The following is an 18,482-nucleotide window of genomic DNA, read 5'->3' as shown; positions in this document are numbered from 1 at the left end:
TTTTTTGTATTGAAAATATTATATCATATTTCAGGAAAAAAACTTGACAAATCTGCATAATCCTTGGATAATAGTAGTATAAGAGGGTTGTAAAACCTAAAGAAAGGAGCTTTTTTATGCAAGTCATTAAACGGAGTGGAGAAGTCGTTGACTTTGATCCAGAAAAAATTTACCAAGCGATTATAAAAGCTGCTCGTACTGTATATGTCATCGATGATACTTGGCGTCAAAATTTGGCTCAAGTGACCAAGAAAGTAGTTTTAGACTTGGAAGAAGCTCATACAGAGCGTCCGACCATCAGCATGGTGCAATCACAAGTAGAACACCGTCTGATTGATGCAGGCTACATTGCGATTGCTGAACACTATATTTCTTACCGCCTCCAACGCGACCTCGAGCGCAATGGTTACGGCGACCGCATCAATGTTCACCTACGCTTTGAACAAGTACGATAATCCAACAAAAGCTGTCTACGGACGGCTTTTTTGTTGGGGGAAGAACGCAATCTTCCTCGGAGGAATGGCCTTTAACAATGCTGGATTAGGCTATGTTCACTCTATGGCGCACCAATTAGGAGCTGTTTATAATCTCCCACACGGAGTTTGTTGTGCGATGCTCCTGCCAGTTGTTGAACGGGAAAATGCCAAACGCGTACCAGCAGCATTCCGCGATGTCGCAAAAGCCCTCGGACTTCATACAGAAGGCAAAACAGACCAAGAATGTGCAGACTATGCCATCTCAGAAATTGAAAAACTCTCTGAAACCGTTGGCATTCCGAAGAAATTGACCGAATTGGACATCAAGGAAGAAGAATTTGACTTTGAATACCTTTCAAAAAACGCTCTTATTGACGCCTGCGCACCAGGCAATCCTTTCATGCCAACGCTGGAAGAAACCATTGCTTTTTATAAAGAGTTGTTTTAACAATCAGATACAAGAAAGAAGTGTAGGAAGCTGTTATTTTGCAGAAAGCGACTCTCCTTGCTTCTTTTTTAGTTTCTAAAGTGTGAATGGCTATACATGATTTAAAATCATGGTATAATGGTAATTGATTATCTAATGGCGAATGATGTATAAATGATGTATACGAAGGAAGGAATGTTAAACAATGGCAACGATTCACTGGTTCCCGGGACACATGTCAAAAGCAAGACGGCAGGTGCAGGAAAATCTTAAATTTGTTGATTTTGTGACGATTTTGGTGGACGCAAGACTGCCTTTATCCAGTCAAAATCCGATGTTAACCAAGATTGTGGGCGATAAGCCCAAATTATTGATTTTAAACAAGGCAGATTTAGCGGATCCTGCAGCTACCAAGGAATGGCGGGCCTATTTTGAGGCGCAAGGTATCCCGACCTTGACCGTCAACTCCAAGGAGCAAGCGACCGTCAAAAAAGTCACAGAAGCAGCTAAAAAACTCATGCGGGAGAAAATCGAACGCCAAAAAGAACGAGGGATTCAGATTGAAACCTTGCGCACCATGATTATCGGTATTCCAAACGCTGGGAAATCAACGTTGATGAATCGCCTTGCTGGCAAGAAAATTGCAGTTGTTGGAAACAAGCCTGGGGTGACTAAGGGGCAGCAATGGCTCAAGTCCAATAAGGACTTGGAAATTCTCGATACACCAGGGATTTTGTGGCCCAAGTTTGAAGATGAAGCAGTAGCGCTCAAGCTCGCCCTTACAGGCGCTATTAAGGACAATTTATTGCCGATGGATGAGGTGACGATTTTTGGACTAAACTATTTCAAAACACATTACCCAGAAGCCTTAAAAGAGCGTTTCAAGCAGATGAATCTGGACGATGAGGCGCCTGACATCATCATGGATATGACGAGAAAACTGGGTTTCCGCGAGGATTATGACCGTTTTTATAGCTTATTTGTCAAGGAGGTCCGAGACGGTAAGCTAGGGCTTTATACGCTCGATACAGTAGGAGATGCAAATGGTAACGATTAAGGAAGTCAAGGCCCTGTTAGCTTCCATCACCGCTAAGAACGACCCTCGTTTAGCGGAATTGGCAAAGGATGAGCGAGCAGGTGTGCAGCAATTGCTCCAGAAAAAAGCCAAGGATTTTCAGGCAGAAGAAGCAGAGGATGCGCGGCTAGAGCAAATGCTGACCTATGAAAAAGCCTTGTATAGCCAAGGTCTGGAGCTGATTGCAGGGATTGATGAAGTTGGACGAGGACCCTTGGCAGGACCAGTTGTAGCAGCCGCAGTCATTTTGCCGAAAGGTTGTAAAATCCGCTATTTGAATGATTCCAAGAAAATTCCTAAAGCCAAGCACCAAGCCATTTATCAGGAAGTTATGGAGCAGGCAGTTGCTGTAGGAATTGGTATCAAGGACCGTCAAGTCATTGATGAAGTCAATATCTATGAGGCGACCAAACTCGCTATGTTAGAGGCCTTGGGGCAATTGTCGGTACAGCCACAGCATCTATTGATTGACGCCATGACCTTGGAAACGCCGATTTCGCAGACCTCCATCATCAAAGGCGATGCCAATAGTCTCTCGATTGCTGCGGCTAGTATTGTGGCTAAGGTCACACGAGATCAGATGATGGCAGAATTTGACAAGACCTATCCTGGCTATGATTTTGCCCAAAATGCGGGTTATGGCACTGCTAAGCACTTGGAAGGCTTAAGCAAACAAGGGGTGACTCCGATTCATCGGAAGAGCTTTGAACCGATTAAATCAATGGTGAAGGAAGGAGAGTGACACAAGATGACCGAACGAGAAAAAATGCTTGCAGGTGCCTTATATGATGCTGGAGATGCAGAATTAGTGCAACTACGGAACGCAGCACGCCAGTATCGCATGGCCTTTAATCAAGAATTGGATGGTGCCAAGCGGAGCCAATTACTAAAATCATGGTTTGGCAAGACTGGCGAACGGATTTACATCGAGCCTCATTTTGCCTGTGACTATGGATGTAATATCCATGTAGGAGAGAATTTCTATGCCAATTTTAACTGTACATTTTTAGATGTCTGTCCCATTACCATCGGCGATAATGCCATGTTGGGGCCAAATGTGCAACTCTTGACACCGCTCCATCCACTAGATGCAAAAGAGCGGATTTCAGGGCTAGAGTATGGCAAGCCAATTACGATTGGAGATAATTTCTGGGCTGGCGGCGGTGTAACGATTCTAGCAGGAGTTTCTTTGGGAGATAATGTGGTTATTGGAGCTGGATCGGTTGTGACCAAGTCATTTGGAGATAACCTTGTTCTGGCAGGGAATCCTGCTCGTGTCATCAAGACATTGTAACGATTGGAAAGGGAAACAGCAAGATGGCAACAAACTATCTGACGATTGACATTGGGGGTACCTATATCAAGTACGGTCTCATGTCAGAGGACTTTCAGCTCTTGGAGCAGGGAAAAACACCGACACCCGCTACCATAGAAAACTTCTTATCATCGTTGGAAAACCTTGTCGAGACCTATCATGAGCAGATTTCAGGGGTAGCTATTTCTTGTCCTGGTACAATCAATCGCAAGACGGGCTTTGTCTACAAGGGCGGCTTGATTCCCTATCTGACAGCGATTCCCCTTGCCAAACACCTTGAAAATCGTTTTTCCTTGCCTGTTAGCGTCCTAAACGATGCCGATGCGGCAGGACTTGCAGAAGCAAGAGTAGGAAATTTGGCAACTGTTTCATGCGGTGCTGCTTTGGTATTGGGAACGGGAGTTGGTCTAGCCTTGGTAACAGACGGCAACTTGGCCACTTTGGCAGATTTGAAAGCCAACAATTTACTGCTCAATCCCATCGGGCAATCCTTGCATGATAAAAACACCAATACCCTGCAAGATATCGGTGCCATGCTTGACCTTCACCTGCGCGGAGTAAAAAGTCTCGTTGCGAATGCAGGATCAGCTGTTCAGTTTGTCGAACAAGCTAGCCAGCAATTGCAGCTGTCAGAAGCAGACGGACGGGCTGTTTTTGAAAAGTTACAAGAGGGAGCAAACAGCGATTTGTCCAATTTATTTGCCGATTATTGCCGAGAGATTGCCTACTTAATTCTCAATCTCACCAGCCTCATCAAACTCGAAAAAGTGGTGATTGGAGGAGGCATTAGCCAGCAGGATTTGCTGATTGACAGCATTCAAGCCAGCTATCAAGAGATTATCAATGAAAGAATGGGGTCTCATCATCTCCTACAACCAGTAGAGATTAAGGCCTGTCAATTTCACAACCAAGCCAATTTAATCGGCGCCCTGTGTTTTTATTTTGAGAAATACACGAAATCTTGACATTCTATGTCGGGATTTTTTGTTTTGATGAAAAAATTTTTTATAGGAAAATTTAGATTTTCTTTTACGAATAGATAGATAGAGGTGAAAAGATGAATAACTTTGAACTATTTAAATTAAAAAAAGCTGGTTTGACCAATCTTCATATCCATAAAGTTTTAGCCCACCAAGAGAGGGCTGGTAAGTCCTTATCGATTAAGTCTATCGCCTTAGTGTCTACCTGTCCTAATCCCGTCCTCTTTATCGAGCAGTACAAGCAGTTAGATATTAAAGCATGTCGAGAGGAATTTAACCGATATCCTTCCCTTTCGATTTTGGAGGCGGCCTATCCAATCGAGCTAAAACAGATTTACAACCCGCCTGTCTTGCTCTTTTATCAAGGAGATATTGAACTCTTACAGAAGCCAAAACTAGCTGTGGTAGGTGCGAGGTCTGCTAGCAAGGCAGGGACCAGTTCCGTGCAAAAAATCATCAAAGAATTACAAAATCGCTTTGTGATTGTCAGTGGCTTGGCAAGGGGAATCGATACTACAGCTCACATGGCAGCCTTGAAAAATGGTGGCAAGACAATTGCTATTATTGGAACGGGACTAGACATCGCTTATCCCAAAGAAAATAAGGAGTTGCAAGCCTATATTGCCCGTCATCATTTGGTGCTAGCAGAGTATGCGCCAAGGGAGAAGCCACTCAAGTACCATTTCCCCGAGAGAAATCGGATTATCGCAGGTTTGTCACAAGGAATTATCGTGGCAGAAGCCAAAATGCGTTCAGGAAGCCTGATTACCTGTGAGTATGCCTTAGACGAAGGACGCGATGTTTTTGCGATTCCCGGCTCCATTACGGATGGAAAATCTGCAGGCTGTCATTTTCTGATTCAAGAGGGCGCAAAGTGCATTACATCAGGGATTGACGTCCTTTCAGAATACCAAATCTAAAATGAGTTTTCCTATAGGAAAAGAAAAATCTTGACACTTACCTAAAAATAGTATATTCTTTTTGGTGCTATACTAGTTTAAAAATATTGTAAAGGTAAGAATATGGTAACAACGAAGAAAAAAGCAACTACTAAGAAAAATTTAGTCATCGTGGAGTCGCCAGCAAAGGCCAAAACGATTGAAAAATATTTAGGACGCAATTACAAGGTTGTTGCCTCAGTCGGACATATCCGTGATTTGAAAAAATCCAGCATGTCTATTGATTTTGACAATAATTATGAGCCAGAATATATCAATATTCGGGGAAAAGGTCCGCTCATCAACGATTTGAAAAAAGAAGCTAAAAAAGCGAAGCAAGTCTTTCTCGCAAGCGACCCGGACCGTGAAGGAGAAGCGATTTCATGGCATCTAGCTCATATCTTAGGCTTAGATGAGAAGGATAAAAACCGTGTCGTTTTCAACGAAATTACAAAAGACGCCGTTAAAAATGCCTTTAAAGAGCCACGAGCGATTGATCATGACTTAGTAGATGCCCAGCAGGCCCGCCGTGTCTTGGACCGTATTGTGGGGTACTCTATTTCGCCTATTTTATGGAAAAAGGTCAAGAAAGGCTTGTCTGCTGGTCGTGTCCAATCAGTAGCCCTCAAATTGATTATTGACCGTGAACATGAAATAAACAATTTTAAACCAGAAGAATACTGGACCATTGATGGCACCTTTAAAAAGGGCACCAAGAAATTCCAAGCTAGTTTCTATGGTCTCGATGACAAAAAACTCAAACTGGAAACCAATGAGCAGGTGAAAGAAGTCCTAGCACGGATTAAGGGTGATGAGTTCCTAGTCGATAAGGTAGACCGCAAAGAGCGTAAGCGCAATGCACCCTTGCCATACACAACTTCAACCTTGCAGATGGATGCGGCCAATAAAATCAATTTCCGTACCCGCAAGACCATGATGGTTGCCCAGCAGTTGTATGAGGGGGTGAGCCTTGGAACCGGTGGAACACAAGGTTTGATTACCTATATGCGTACCGATTCAACGCGGATTAGTCCCGTTGCGCAAGGTCAGGCCGCTGATTTTATTACGGAGCGTTTTGGATCCAAGTATTCCAAACACGGCAGCAAGATTAAAAATGCTTCTGGTGCTCAAGATGCCCACGAGGCCATTCGTCCTTCAAATGTCCAATTAACGCCTGAATCCATTGCCAAATATCTGGATAAGGATCAGTTGCGCCTCTACACCCTTATCTGGAATCGCTTTGTCGCAAGCCAGATGACCGCAGCCATTTTTGATACCATGAGTGTTCGGCTGGCACAAAACGGGGTTCTTTTCACCGCAAATGGGAGTCAGGTGAAGTTTGACGGTTATATGGCGGTTTATAATGACGCGGATAAGAGCAAGATGTTGCCAGAGATGGAAGTGGGCGATAAGGTGCAACGTGTCTTGACCAAGCCAGAACAGCACTTTACCCAGCCTCCTGCTCGCTATTCGGAAGCGACCCTGATTAAGACCTTGGAAGAAAATGGGGTTGGCCGTCCGTCAACGTATGCACCGACCATTGAAACCATTCAGAAACGCTACTATGTGAAGCTAGCGGCCAAACGCTTTGAGCCAACCGAACTTGGTGAAATTGTCAATAAATTGATCGTCGAATTTTTCCCAGACATCGTAAATGTTACCTTTACGGCTGAAATGGAGCAAAAACTAGATGATGTTGAGGTCGGAAAGGCACAGTGGCAGAAGATTATTGATAGTTTTTATCAGCCGTTTAAGGTTGAGTTAGCCAAGGCAGAGACAGAGATTGAAAAAATCCAAATCAAGGACGAGCCAGCTGGTTTTGACTGCGATGTCTGTGGGCATGAAATGGTCATTAAACTCGGTCGTTTTGGCAAGTTCTATGCTTGTAGCAATTTCCCAGATTGCCGCAATACCAAACAAATTACGAAAGAAATTGGCGTAATCTGTCCTGAATGTCACAAAGGTCAAGTCATCGAACGCAAGAGCAAACGCAATCGTATCTTTTACGGATGTGACCGCTATCCAGAATGTGAATTTACTTCATGGGATAAACCGATTGGTCGTGATTGTCCGAAATGCCAACACTACCTTGTTGAAAAGAAAGTCCGAGGCGGTGGCAAGCAAGTCGTCTGTCCAAACAGTGACTACGAAGAAGAAAAAATCAAATAAGAGCATTTTCCGTTGTAATGGAGTTTCAAAAGAACTTCCCTTATAACGGACTTTTTAAATAATTGCCGTTATAGCAGACTTTTTGAACAATTGCCGTTATAGCAGACTTTTTGAACAATTGCCGTTATAGCAGACTTTTTGAACAATTGCCGTTATAGCAGACTTTTTGAACAATTGCCGTTATAACGGACTTTTTGAACAATTGCCGTTATAACGGACTTTTTGAACAATTGCCGTTATAACGGACTTTTTTTGCCGAATCTGTTATACTATAGTTAAATGAATGAACTTTCAGACCAGGAACGGAAGACGCGGACAGTACTTGATACTCTTCAAAAATCAACAGCAGACGTTGTTGCCTTGATTTGATGAACTTCAGTTCTATCTGCATCGGCGTCGCCTAGTCTGCTATAGATTTTCATTGACTATGAGTACGGCAAGTCGAAAGTGACGACGTATCAAAGTTCATTCAAAAGACTATAGACTTACGAGAGGTAGTTTATGAACTATTTTGCTTTAATCGGAGATATTGTCGATTCGAAAAAAATCGATGATCGCTATCAAGTTCAAAAAAGATTAGAATCCTGTTTACATCAACTAAATGCGAAGTATAGCGATGTGGTCATTTCAAAAATGTCCATCACACTAGGAGATGAATTTCAAGGTTTACTGACCTTGGACGCCCCTTTATTCCAAATCATTGATAGTATTAATATGGCGATGAAGCCCCACCAAATTCGCTTTGGTCTTGGTCTGGGTGCTATTCTGACAAATATAAATCCTGAACAGAGCATAGGAGCTGATGGACCAGCCTATTGGTATGCCAGAAAGGCGCTTCAGCATATTCACCAAAAAAATGATTATGGGAATACACAGATTGCTGTTGATTTTGAAGGAGATTATAATGTAGAGGTGATCAATAGCTTGATTGCTAGTAGTGAAGCGATTAAATCTAGCTGGCGCGCCAGTCAAGAAGTTCTTTTACAAAAGTTGCTAGAAAATGATCGGTATCATGAATCTTTTGACCAACAAGCATTGGCAAGAGCCTTAGACCTAGACACCAGTGCCTTGTCTAAGCGCTTAAAAACGAGCCATATAAAGGTCTATCTACGAGCTCGGAACTGCGCATTAAAACTACTGAAAGAAGCAGGAAAGGAGTAAAAATGTCTATTACTGGTCTTTCACACTACCTACTAGAGCACCCTATTGTAACGCTGCTATTGATTTGCCATTTTGTATCAGATTTTCATTTACAAAGTCAAACAGTAGCGGACCGAAAAGACACGGATAAGGTGTATCTAGGAATCCATCTGATGGGAGTAGCGTTTCCGCTTCTGTTGGTCACTATTTTTGTTCCAAGTATCTGGAGGGTGACCTTGCTGCTCCTGTTCAGCCACGCTATCATTGATAGTGGAAAACCGCATGTAGCTAAATGGTTCAAATGGAATACATTGGCCATCTTTCTCATCGATCAAGCCTTACATGTGTCCATCATTTTCTTGTTAGCTAGACTGACAGAGGGTACGATGTTACCAACTATGCTAGCAGGAGAAGTGCTGAATAGTATCTTGTTTCTCCTACTGATTACCAAGCCGACCAATGTTGTCTTCAAGCTCTTCTTTCAAAAATATCAGCCTCAAGGTACTCAAAAGATGGATACGATTCCTGGTGCAGGAGCCACGATTGGCCACTTAGAGCGTATCGTCATGAGTATCTGTATCATGTTTCACCAGTTTGCCTCAATCGGTCTGGTCTTTACTGCCAAGTCCATTGCTCGTTACAATAAAATATCTGAAAGTCCCACCTTTGCAGAATACTATCTTATCGGCTCGCTCTTTAGCATTCTAAGTGTTTTAGTTGCCGCTTGGATTTGTTTGTTTTAGGTCGTTCAGATTATTAAGTAAATCGATGTCTCGTTCTCTTTAATTGGTCTTTGGGAATATTTATGGTATGATAATCAGGTATTACATTTAGAAAGGTTCGGGTGTGGGTGTCCCCCATACTCGGGAAATGAAGGCTATAAGCTGGTTAGGTTTACGGCATTCATTTTTAGAGGTATTAGTATATTGTCTCAATCCTACATTACTGTTATTGGAGCTGGTTTGGCTGGTTCCGAAGCTGCCTATCAAATTGCTAAGCAGGGCATTCCTGTAAAACTGTACGAAATGCGTGGGGTGAAGGCAACCCCGCAGCACAAGACTGACAATTTTGCAGAATTGGTCTGCTCAAACTCGCTACGTGGGGATAGCTTAACCAATGCGGTCGGTCTGCTCAAGGAAGAAATGCGCCGTTTAGACTCTGTTATTATGAAAGCAGCAGAAAGCACGCGTGTTCCTGCTGGGGGTGCCTTGGCGGTTGACCGTGAAGGTTTTTCACAGATGGTCACTGAAACCTTAGAAAATCATCCCTTGATTGAGGTGGTACGTGAAGAAATCACAGAATTGCCAAGTGAGGGAATTACGGTCATTGCGACAGGACCTTTGACAAGCGATGCCTTGGCAGAAAAAATCCACGCCTTCAACGGTGGGGCTGGCTTTTATTTCTACGATGCGGCAGCGCCGATTGTCGATGTCAATACCATTGACATGAGCAAGGTCTATCTGAAATCTCGCTACGACAAGGGAGAAGCTGCTTATCTGAATGCGCCGATGACCAAAGAGCAATTCATGGCCTTTCATGATGCCTTGGTCCATGCCGAAGAAGCACCGCTCAATTCCTTTGAAAAAGAAAAATACTTTGAAGGCTGTATGCCGATTGAAGTGATGGCCAAGCGCGGGGTCAAAACCATGCTGTACGGCCCGATGAAGCCAGTCGGTCTAGAGTATCCAGAAGATTATACAGGCCCACGTGACGGCGAATATAAAACGCCTTATGCGGTTGTCCAGTTGCGCCAAGACAATGCGGCAGGTAGCTTGTACAATATCGTAGGCTTCCAAACCCACCTCAAATGGGGAGAGCAAAAACGGGTCTTTCAAATGATTCCTGGACTGGAAAATGCAGAATTCGTCCGCTACGGCGTTATGCACCGCAATTCCTACATGGATTCGCCGAATCTCTTAACCCAGACTTTCCGCTCTAAGAAAAATCCGCAGCTCTTCTTTGCTGGTCAGATGACAGGGGTGGAAGGCTATGTTGAGTCTGCGGCGTCTGGTCTTGTAGCCGGCATCAACGCTGCTCGCTTGTTCAAGGGAGAAGAAGAAATCATCTTCCCAGAAACAACGGCCATCGGAAGTTTACCGCACTATGTGACGCATGCCGACAGCAAGCATTTCCAACCGATGAATGTCAACTTCGGCATTATCAAAGAGTTGGAAGGACCACGCATTCGTGATAAAAAAGAACGCTATGAGAAAATTGCAGAGCGTGCTTTGACAGACTTAAGCACCTGCATGGAGACGTTGAATAAGAAATAAACAGTTAGGTTTTCCTAGCTGTTTTCAATGTCCCGTCTTGACTTATAGTCCACTATAAGTGATATAATAATACGGTTAAAGGAGGGAAATATGACCAATTCAGAAAAGACCTATACGATTACAGAAGTCAGTGAACTTTATCAATTGAACTCCAATACGCTACGCTATTATGAACGTATCGGACTGTTGCCGCCTGTTCCCAGAAAACCAAACGGGAACCGCTATTTTACCAAGGAAATGTTGAACTGGCTTGAGATGGTGATTTGTCTGCGCCATTCGGGGATTCCGATTGAAGTATTGAAACGATACGTAGAGCTATTACAAGAGGGAGAAGCAACCAATGCAGAACGCGAACAGCTCCTCAGAGAGCAATTAGCGACCCTGTACCAACGCAAGGAGAATCTCCAACGTTCCATCGACCGCCTAGAACACAAAATTTCCCTCTATGAAAGTGGCGAAATCAACCAAGTCACCTCGTATTTTGAAGAATATGCCATTTTAGCAGATAAGGAAAATAGTTGGAAGGAATAAGAAGATGAAAATCGATGTATTTGCCCATGTTTTACTACCAAGGTTTTACCAAAAAATGCTGGCGCTGGATCCGCAGTTGCCAGACAAGATGCCCTTTTTGCAGAATCCTGTCCTGCTTGATATGCCCATGCGGGCGCAGCATCAAACCTCCTCTGTCAAGCAAATCATCTCCTATGTCAATGTCAATCCCGAAGATTATGTAGCAGCTGATGAGGCCTTGGAGCTGGTTCAGGAAGCCAATCAGGAACTGCTGGAAACCTTGCAAGCAGATCCAGAGCAATTTGCAGGCGGGGTGGCCATGCTCGCACTCAATCATGTGGAAGGCAGCCTGAAGATACTGGAAGAATTTGTAGTCCAACATCAGGAAATCGTAGGGGTTCAACTGTTCAGTCGCCACCTTGGTCAGTCGGTTGCTGCGCCAGAATTTGCACCGATTTTTGAAGCCTGCGCAAGGCTGCATGTTCCTATTTGGCTCCATCCTGTGTTTGATATGAGAAAATCTGACAATAACATCGTCTTTTCATGGGAATACGAGCAGACACAGGCCATGCTTGATATCGTACAGGCTGGTTATTTCCAACAGTATCCTGATTTGAAGGTGATTGTCCACCATGCAGGAGCCATGGTACCCTATTTTGCCGAGCGGATTCGTCATATCTTGCCAGAGGATATGGCGCAGGATTTCCAGAAATTTTACGTAGATACAGCCTTGTTAGGCAATCCAAAGGCGCTTGAATTAGCGGTCGATTATTTTGGGGTTGAACATGTCTTGTTTGGAACAGATGCGCCCCTAGGTATTCTGCCTGCGGGACCGACCAAGGAAATTATCACAGCGATTGAGGCGATGCCTCTTTCAACCGAAGAAAAACAAGCCATCTTTGTGGATAATTGGTACCGTTTATCGAAACAGAAAGGAATCTAATGCAACCGATTGTCAATGTTTTTAAGCTAAAAGTAGCAGAAGGGGAACTGGAAGAATTTTTCCGCATTGGAAAGACTAATTTTACCCAGTCTATTGCACAAGAAGAGGGAACACTTGCCATGTACTTGGCAGAAGATGCGAAAGAGCAAGGGTTTTACGTGATAGAAGTCTACCGTGATTGCATGGCTTATCAAGAGCATATCGAATCGGCACATTTTGCGGACTTTGCTACCTTTGCGCAAGAGTTTATCCCTGAAAAAGAAGGCATTGCGCTGATTCCTCAAGTCTTGCTTGAAAAAGAGCGCTTGATTCAAGAAGAGGATTTGTCAAAACTGTCGATGAGTCTGACGGTTGTCCGTATCAAAGAAAGTATGGAAAGACCATTTCAAAATGAGCTGTTTGAGACGCTGCATCAGGAGATGCAGGCAAGAGAGAGTGGTGTTCTGTATGTTGGGCGAGTTGCGGATTCTCCCAACACCTGGTATATCATGGACATCTTTCGCACAGGTCATAGCCTTGTAGCGCCCTTTTTAGAAAACAAGGCCTATTTTGAAGAGATGATTAAGCGTGAGTTGTCACCGATTGCCCTCGTAAACAAGGGAAATGTTGTTTATCCCCTAATAGAAAAGGAGTTGTGATGTCACTAATTCGACATAAAAAGGTAGAGCTGACTGAACTCTTTTATGATTTAGTCTATGTCTATGTTATTTCACAAATGACCCATCTCTTGTCCCATCTTCACCATGGAATGTTTATCCTCGAAAATATTGTCGTCTTTAGTATCGCCTTGATTGTTTTTATCAATTCTTGGATGATTCAGATGGTGTTTACCAACCGTTTTGGGAAAAATAGCCCGACCAACACTCGTTTTATGCTCTTGCAGATGATGTGCCTGCTAGTTGCTGCCAGTTTGCTGTCCAATGATTTGCAAACAATGGTCATCCCATTCTTTAGCTCAATGGCAGTTCTCACCTTCCTTCTGCTTGCACAATATGGTGTTGAGTATAGCACTACTAAAAATCCAGCCGATCAATACTTTATCAAGCAATTCTTTTCCATTTTGGGAGTGCGCATCGTTAGTCTTCTGTCCTGTCTAGTTCTCCCCTATACAATTAGTCTAGCAATCGCTATTTTAGGAATTATTGTGACCTGGCTCATGCCATCTCTCTTACTCAATCCAGAAAAGACAGATGCCTTAAAGGGATTGACACCGATTCATTTCTCCCATCTCATCGAGCGTCTGTCTCTGCTTGTGATTATCACCTTTGGCGAGATGATTATTGGAATTGCCCCTTATTTTTCAATCGAAGCCTTTTCATTTTCTTCCCTATTTCCTTTTTTGATTGTCGCTAATCTATTTCTCTTTTATATCACAGAGATTGATCAGTTGATAGATGTCAATAAGACAAATATTTCAGGAAATGGTGCCATTTATTATCATTATTTTATCTTTTTTGGCTTGAGCTTTATTACAGCTGCCTTTACCTTGTTGCAGGAGCATCAGCTATCCAATGATGCGATTGTTGGCCTGCTCTATGGCGGTATTTTCTTGTTTTTGGTTGGAATTCTCCTACATGCACCTTATAACAAGGCAGGCTACAGCTGGACTCGTACATTTTATCTTGCCGAATTGGCTCTGCCAACGATTGGCTTGTTGATGAGCCTGATGGTTGCTGGAGATTCTCTGATGCTAACCTTGGTCACTTTCCTCGTGACGGCAGGAATGACGACTTTGATGATGCGGAATAAATCATAGCATTAACTTGTGAGTGGAAAGAGCGTTTTTACGTTTTTTCTCACTCTTTTTTTGTTATACTAGAATCAGATTAATAGTAGTATGCAAAGGAGCTTTGCCATGAAGCATGAGGAATGGAAATCAATGATTCTTGCTAAGCAAGGACTTACGAAATCCTATACGGTAGAAGAGATTTGCCAGAACTTGAATGGCTTGCAGGCACAATTTCAACCCTATGTAGATGTTGGATTTGAAACACGTCTGTCAGAAAGGGAATTTTCAGATGCTGTATGGCGAGAAAAATTGGTCCGGCAATGGTCGATTCGTGGAACGGTGCATGCCTATCTAAAATCAGAAATTCCTCTTTACCTCTATGAGGGGATGAAGCAATTTTCCCTGCCTTTAGACCAGCCTAGTCGGGATGGAACAGTCTCTGCGCAGACCAAGCAACGGTTTCACCAGATTTTAGTAGAGGCCTTGGAAGAACGCAGCCTGACCCGTGAGGAATTGAAGACGATTTGTCGAGAGCAAGGAATGACCAAGGAGATGGAAACTTTTTTATTCAACTCATGGGGCGGGCTACTTCGCTATATGGTGGAAGCGGGTGAGATTTACCAGACCTATGGGGAGCGACGGTTTCATTGCTTGCCTGCATTTGAGCCTTGGAGTAAGGAAGCCGCAGAATTAGAAATTGCACGGCGGTATTTTGCAGGCTTTGGACCTGTTAGCCTTGCAGATGCTAGGTATTATTTCAAGGAAAGCAAGAGCAAGATTTTGACCTGGATGAAGCAGCTGGATTTGCAGACGATTGAAGTGGAAGGCGAGACGCGTTACTATTTGGGAGAGCTGGAAACGGCAGCAGTACCACAATGTCTTTTCATCGCTGGTTTTGATCAAATCTTATTGGGCTATGAGAAAAAGGCCAATCCTTTCTTTGATTCCAAGTATATCCGAAATATCTACACCTTGACGGGGATTGTAAAGCCTGTCGTCTTTTTCAAGGGACGCCTAGTTGCCACATGGAAAAAGGAAAAAAAGAACATCATCTTAGACATTTTTGAGCTTTTGTCACAGACAGACTTGCAGGAATTAGAGAAGTGTCGGAAGGCGTATGAGGAGCGAGGGAGGATTTAACCTTTCTCCTTTCTTTTTTTGTTCGTTTTTTCCGAATATTTGCAAAAATAACTAAATTTTCTGAATATTTTATCAAAAAAGTGTGGTATACTATTTCTAACTGAAATGGAAATGAGAATGCTATGAATAAGTCTTACTTTTATCTTGATATGCGAACCCACGAATTGGAGGTTCCCTACAGCAAGGACAAGCGTCGGGTGCGGGTCTTGCTTCCTAAAAATTATGAGACAGATACCAATCAATCCTATCCTGTTGTCTACTTCCACGATGGGCAAAATGTCCTCTACAGCAAGGAATCTTTTAGCGGACATTCTTGGAAGATTATCCCTACGATTAAGCGTAATCCTGACATTGCCAAGATGATTGTGGTAGCGATTGACAATGACGGTTTCCAGCGGATGAATGAGTATTCCGCTTGGAAATACAAGGAAATCAATATCCCTGGGGTCCAATTCGGTGGCAAGGGAACCGAGTATGCAGAATTTGTCATGGAAGTCGTCAAGCCTTTCATTGACAGCGAATACCGCACCAAGGCCGATAAGGCCCATACCGCCATGATTGGATCTTCCTTAGGTGGAAATATCACGCAGTTCATGGGCTTGGCTTACCAAGACCAAATCGGTTGCTTGGGTGTCTTTTCATCTGCCAACTGGCTGCATCAAGAGGCCTTTGATCGCTACATCGAGCGCCAAGAATTGGATAAGGATCAACGGGTCTACATCTATGTCGGAACAGAAGAAGCAGATGACACCGACAAAACCCTTATGGCTGGCAATATCAAGCAGGCCTATATCCATTCGTCAATCTCCTATTATCGCCAGTTGATTGCAGGTGGAGTGGAACTGGACAATCTTGCGCTGGAAGTCATTTCAGGAGCGATTCACAATGAAGAAGCCTGGGCCAAATATCTGCCAGATTGTCTGCGATTTTTAAGTGAAAAATGGTAAGGAGAAAGAATATATGCATGTAGAATTTTTAAGTCATTGGTCAGGAAATCTAGGTCGAGAGATGAAGCTCAATCGTTACGGACACGCGGGGATTCCCGTGGTCGTCTTTGCATCATCAGGCGGCTCTTATACTGAATATGCTGATTTTGGCATGATTGAGGCTTGTAAGGGATCGATTGAAGCTGGGAAGGTTCAATTTTTCACTCTGACAAGTATCGACAAGGAGAGCTGGTTGGCGGATTGGAAACCGATTCATGACCGTGCGGAAGCACACCGTGCCTACGAGCGCTACGTGATTGAAGAAGCCATTCCCTTTATCAAGCACACAACAGACTGGTTTGATCCGATGATGACGACGGGTTGTTCTATGGGGGCTTACCATGCGCTGAATTTCTTCTTGCAACATCCCGATGTCTTTAACAAGGTCATCGCCCTGTCTGGTATCTATGATGCCCGTTTCTTTAATGGAAATCAGGACTACGGACACGATGATGCGGTCTACCAAAATTCTCCTGCGGACTACATTTGGAACCAAAATGATGGCTGGTTCATCGACCGTTATCGCAAGTCTGACATCATTGTCTGCTCGGGTCTTGGAGACTGGGAGCAGGACGGCTTACCAAGTTTCTACAATCTGAAAGCTGCTTTTGCCGAAAAACAAATCCCTGCTTGGTTTGATGAGTGGGGAAGCGATGTGGCCCATGACTGGGTCTGGTGGAGAAAGCAGATGCCGTATTTCTTACGAACACTTGATTTATAGAAAGGTGATGTGTATGAATTTCATTGTTATTTCGCCCTATTATCCTGAAAATTTCCAACCGTTTACCATCGAATTAGCCAAGAAAGGCATCAATGTCTTAGGGATTGGTCAAGAACCTTATGAACAGTTGGGACCAGACTTGCAGGGGGCTTTGACCGAATACTTCCGCGTTGAAAACCTCGAAGATATTGACGAAGTAAAGCGTGCGGTGGCCTTTCTGTTTTACAAGCATGGTCCGATTGACCGAATTGAATCCCACAATGAATACTGGCTGGAAAATGATGCGGTTCTCCGTGAGCAATTCCACATCTTTGGAGCCAAGCCGAACCACCTTCGCAAGACAAAATTCAAGTCAAAAATGAAAAAATACTTTGCAGAAGCAGGTGTGCCAGTCGTTCCAGGGCAGGTAATTAAGACGGAAAAAGATATTACCAGAGCCTTGAAAAAAATTGGACTGCCAATGATTGCCAAGCCCGATAACGGAGTAGGAGCTGCTGCAACCTACAAATTGACCAGTCAAGCAGACGTGGAGCACTTTATAGACCAGTGGGACCACGAAACCGTCTATTTCTTTGAAAAATTTGTCAATTCGAGCGAGATTTGTACCTATGATGGTTTGGTTGATCGCAACGGCACGATTGTCTTTGAGACGACATTCGACTATCATTATACGCCACTTGAGCTCTTGGAAAGCCAGAAGGACAATGCCTACTATATTTTAAAGACCATCGATCCAAAACTTCAAGCCTATGGCCGTGCCATTGTCAAGGCTTTTGGCATGAGAGAACGCTTCTTCCATATTGAATTTTTCCGTGAGGGAGACGATTACATCGCGATTGAGTATAACAATCGCCCTGCTGGTGGTTTTACGGTCGATGTCTACAACTTTGCCCATTCGATTGATTTGTATCGCGATTATGCGAGTATCGTAGCAGGAGAAGAAGTGGCTAAACGCACCTTTGAACCCCAATATTGCCTAGCCATCACGCGCAGGGATACGACCCAGTATGTCCATAGTGAGGAAGACTTGCGCAGCCGCTACGCTGGTCAATTAAAAATGGAAAAACGCATGCCACGCGCCTTTGCAGCCCTACAGGGAGATACAATTTATATTCTCACAACGGATAACCGCACAGAACTAGAGGAGATGATTGCTTACATCAGTCAAACGCACTCCTAATACCTCGTCCTGCTCTTAGCAGGCGAGTTTTTTTGTGGTAGTATAGTCTTTGAATGAACGTTGATAGATCGTCACGACTACTTAAGAAACAATCAAAAAATACTCGTTTTAATTGAGAATACAACTAATCGATTGTTTATAGAGATACTTACAAAACTGTAAGGTAGGGTGACAAGGCTGTAAGGTTCACTTGGCTCCATTCGCGGTATAATTATAGTGGATTGAGAAAGGAATAGGACAAGGTAGGGAGCTACAGATAGAACTGGCGTTCATCAAGATGTCCTAACCTTTATTCAATTGACTATAATACCATAAATCATACGAAACGAGGAAAAGCCTATGTGGAAAAAAGCTATCGCAAAGCAATCAACTGTAACAGCAAGAGAGGCAGCAGAAGTAGCCAACTTGCTTGAAAAAGCTGAATATGCAGCTGCTCTCTATCAAGAGACGGCCGCTATTTACCGCTATCTACATGGCTAA

At 43.6% G+C, this 18,482-nt stretch carries 20 protein-coding genes; all 20 read left to right on the top strand.

From position 1 onward, the window contains the following. The first annotated feature begins 116 nt into the window (after positions 1 to 116). On the top strand, positions 117 to 455 hold the full coding sequence (locus BU202_RS02290) for an ATP cone domain-containing protein (RefSeq protein WP_075099752.1): 339 nt from the start codon (positions 117 to 119) through the stop codon (positions 453 to 455). Then, on the top strand, positions 337 to 924 hold the full coding sequence (locus BU202_RS02285; protein ID WP_075104189.1) for a dehydroquinate synthase/iron-containing alcohol dehydrogenase family protein: 588 nt from the start codon (positions 337 to 339) through the stop codon (positions 922 to 924). The genes BU202_RS02290 and BU202_RS02285 overlap by 119 nt, the downstream gene beginning before the upstream one ends. 184 nt (positions 925 to 1,108) lie before the next feature. Continuing rightward, positions 1,109 to 1,960: a ribosome biogenesis GTPase YlqF gene (gene ylqF, locus BU202_RS02280; protein ID WP_075104188.1), complete on the top strand. Its 852-nt coding sequence runs from the start codon at positions 1,109 to 1,111 to the stop codon at positions 1,958 to 1,960. Next, complete coding sequence (locus BU202_RS02275) at positions 1,947 to 2,720, top strand: ribonuclease HII (protein WP_075104187.1); 774 nt, start codon at positions 1,947 to 1,949, stop codon at positions 2,718 to 2,720. The genes ylqF and BU202_RS02275 overlap by 14 nt, the downstream gene beginning before the upstream one ends. A 6-nt stretch (positions 2,721 to 2,726) precedes the next feature. After that, entirely contained in the window at positions 2,727 to 3,272 is a 546-nt protein-coding gene (locus BU202_RS02270) for a sugar O-acetyltransferase (RefSeq protein ID WP_075104186.1), read from the top strand. A 23-nt stretch (positions 3,273 to 3,295) separates the two neighbouring features. Beyond that, the gene (locus BU202_RS02265) at positions 3,296 to 4,258 is read left to right on the top strand and encodes an ROK family protein (protein ID WP_075104185.1); all 963 of its coding nucleotides are present in this window, start codon (positions 3,296 to 3,298) and stop codon (positions 4,256 to 4,258) included. A 92-nt stretch (positions 4,259 to 4,350) separates the two neighbouring features. Further along, positions 4,351 to 5,193 carry a DNA-processing protein DprA gene (gene dprA, locus BU202_RS02260; protein ID WP_075104184.1) on the top strand — a complete coding sequence of 281 codons (843 nt, stop codon included), beginning with the start codon at positions 4,351 to 4,353 and terminating at the stop codon, positions 5,191 to 5,193. Between the two features lie 102 nt (positions 5,194 to 5,295). Further along, positions 5,296 to 7,380, top strand: coding sequence for a type I DNA topoisomerase (gene topA, locus BU202_RS02255; protein ID WP_075104183.1), 2,085 nt, complete (start codon positions 5,296 to 5,298; stop codon positions 7,378 to 7,380). A 501-nt stretch (positions 7,381 to 7,881) separates the two neighbouring features. Beyond that, positions 7,882 to 8,541 (top strand): SatD family protein, encoded by a 660-nt coding sequence (locus tag BU202_RS02250; RefSeq protein WP_075104182.1) that lies wholly within the window; start codon positions 7,882 to 7,884, stop codon positions 8,539 to 8,541. 2 nt (positions 8,542 to 8,543) lie between these two features. After that, complete coding sequence (locus BU202_RS02245) at positions 8,544 to 9,263, top strand: DUF3307 domain-containing protein (protein ID WP_083605739.1); 720 nt, start codon at positions 8,544 to 8,546, stop codon at positions 9,261 to 9,263. Between the two features lie 183 nt (positions 9,264 to 9,446). After that, complete coding sequence (trmFO, locus tag BU202_RS02240; RefSeq protein ID WP_075104181.1) at positions 9,447 to 10,793, top strand: methylenetetrahydrofolate--tRNA-(uracil(54)-C(5))-methyltransferase (FADH(2)-oxidizing) TrmFO; 1,347 nt, start codon at positions 9,447 to 9,449, stop codon at positions 10,791 to 10,793. Positions 10,794 to 10,883: 90 nt separating this feature from the next. Further along, positions 10,884 to 11,324 carry a MerR family transcriptional regulator gene (locus BU202_RS02235; protein ID WP_075104180.1) on the top strand — a complete coding sequence of 147 codons (441 nt, stop codon included), beginning with the start codon at positions 10,884 to 10,886 and terminating at the stop codon, positions 11,322 to 11,324. A 4-nt stretch (positions 11,325 to 11,328) separates the two neighbouring features. Beyond that, positions 11,329 to 12,246, top strand: a complete 918-nt coding sequence (locus BU202_RS02230; RefSeq protein WP_075104179.1) for an amidohydrolase family protein — start codon at positions 11,329 to 11,331, stop codon at positions 12,244 to 12,246. Next, complete coding sequence (locus BU202_RS02225; RefSeq protein ID WP_075104178.1) at positions 12,246 to 12,884, top strand: putative quinol monooxygenase; 639 nt, start codon at positions 12,246 to 12,248, stop codon at positions 12,882 to 12,884. Before BU202_RS02230 ends, BU202_RS02225 begins: the two co-directional genes overlap by 1 nt. Continuing rightward, positions 12,884 to 14,002, top strand: a complete 1,119-nt coding sequence (locus tag BU202_RS02220) for a low temperature requirement protein A (protein ID WP_083605738.1) — start codon at positions 12,884 to 12,886, stop codon at positions 14,000 to 14,002. Before BU202_RS02225 ends, BU202_RS02220 begins: the two co-directional genes overlap by 1 nt. A 99-nt stretch (positions 14,003 to 14,101) precedes the next feature. Continuing rightward, complete coding sequence (locus BU202_RS02215) at positions 14,102 to 15,115, top strand: DNA glycosylase AlkZ-like family protein (RefSeq protein WP_075104177.1); 1,014 nt, start codon at positions 14,102 to 14,104, stop codon at positions 15,113 to 15,115. A gap of 122 nt (positions 15,116 to 15,237) precedes the next feature. Beyond that, positions 15,238 to 16,062, top strand: coding sequence for an alpha/beta hydrolase (locus BU202_RS02210; RefSeq protein ID WP_075104176.1), 825 nt, complete (start codon positions 15,238 to 15,240; stop codon positions 16,060 to 16,062). A gap of 13 nt (positions 16,063 to 16,075) precedes the next feature. Continuing rightward, positions 16,076 to 16,822, top strand: a complete 747-nt coding sequence (locus tag BU202_RS02205; protein ID WP_075104175.1) for an esterase family protein — start codon at positions 16,076 to 16,078, stop codon at positions 16,820 to 16,822. 13 nt (positions 16,823 to 16,835) lie between these two features. Next, on the top strand, positions 16,836 to 18,002 hold the full coding sequence (locus BU202_RS02200) for an ATP-grasp domain-containing protein (RefSeq protein ID WP_075104174.1): 1,167 nt from the start codon (positions 16,836 to 16,838) through the stop codon (positions 18,000 to 18,002). A 339-nt stretch (positions 18,003 to 18,341) separates the two neighbouring features. Then, on the top strand, positions 18,342 to 18,482 hold the full coding sequence (locus BU202_RS10530) for a hypothetical protein (RefSeq protein ID WP_167364735.1): 141 nt from the start codon (positions 18,342 to 18,344) through the stop codon (positions 18,480 to 18,482).

Origin of the sequence: Streptococcus cuniculi (genome assembly GCF_001921845.1) — a bacterium.
Lineage (GTDB): Bacteria > Bacillota > Bacilli > Lactobacillales > Streptococcaceae > Streptococcus > Streptococcus cuniculi.
This window is presented reverse-complemented; position numbering and strand designations above follow the sequence as displayed.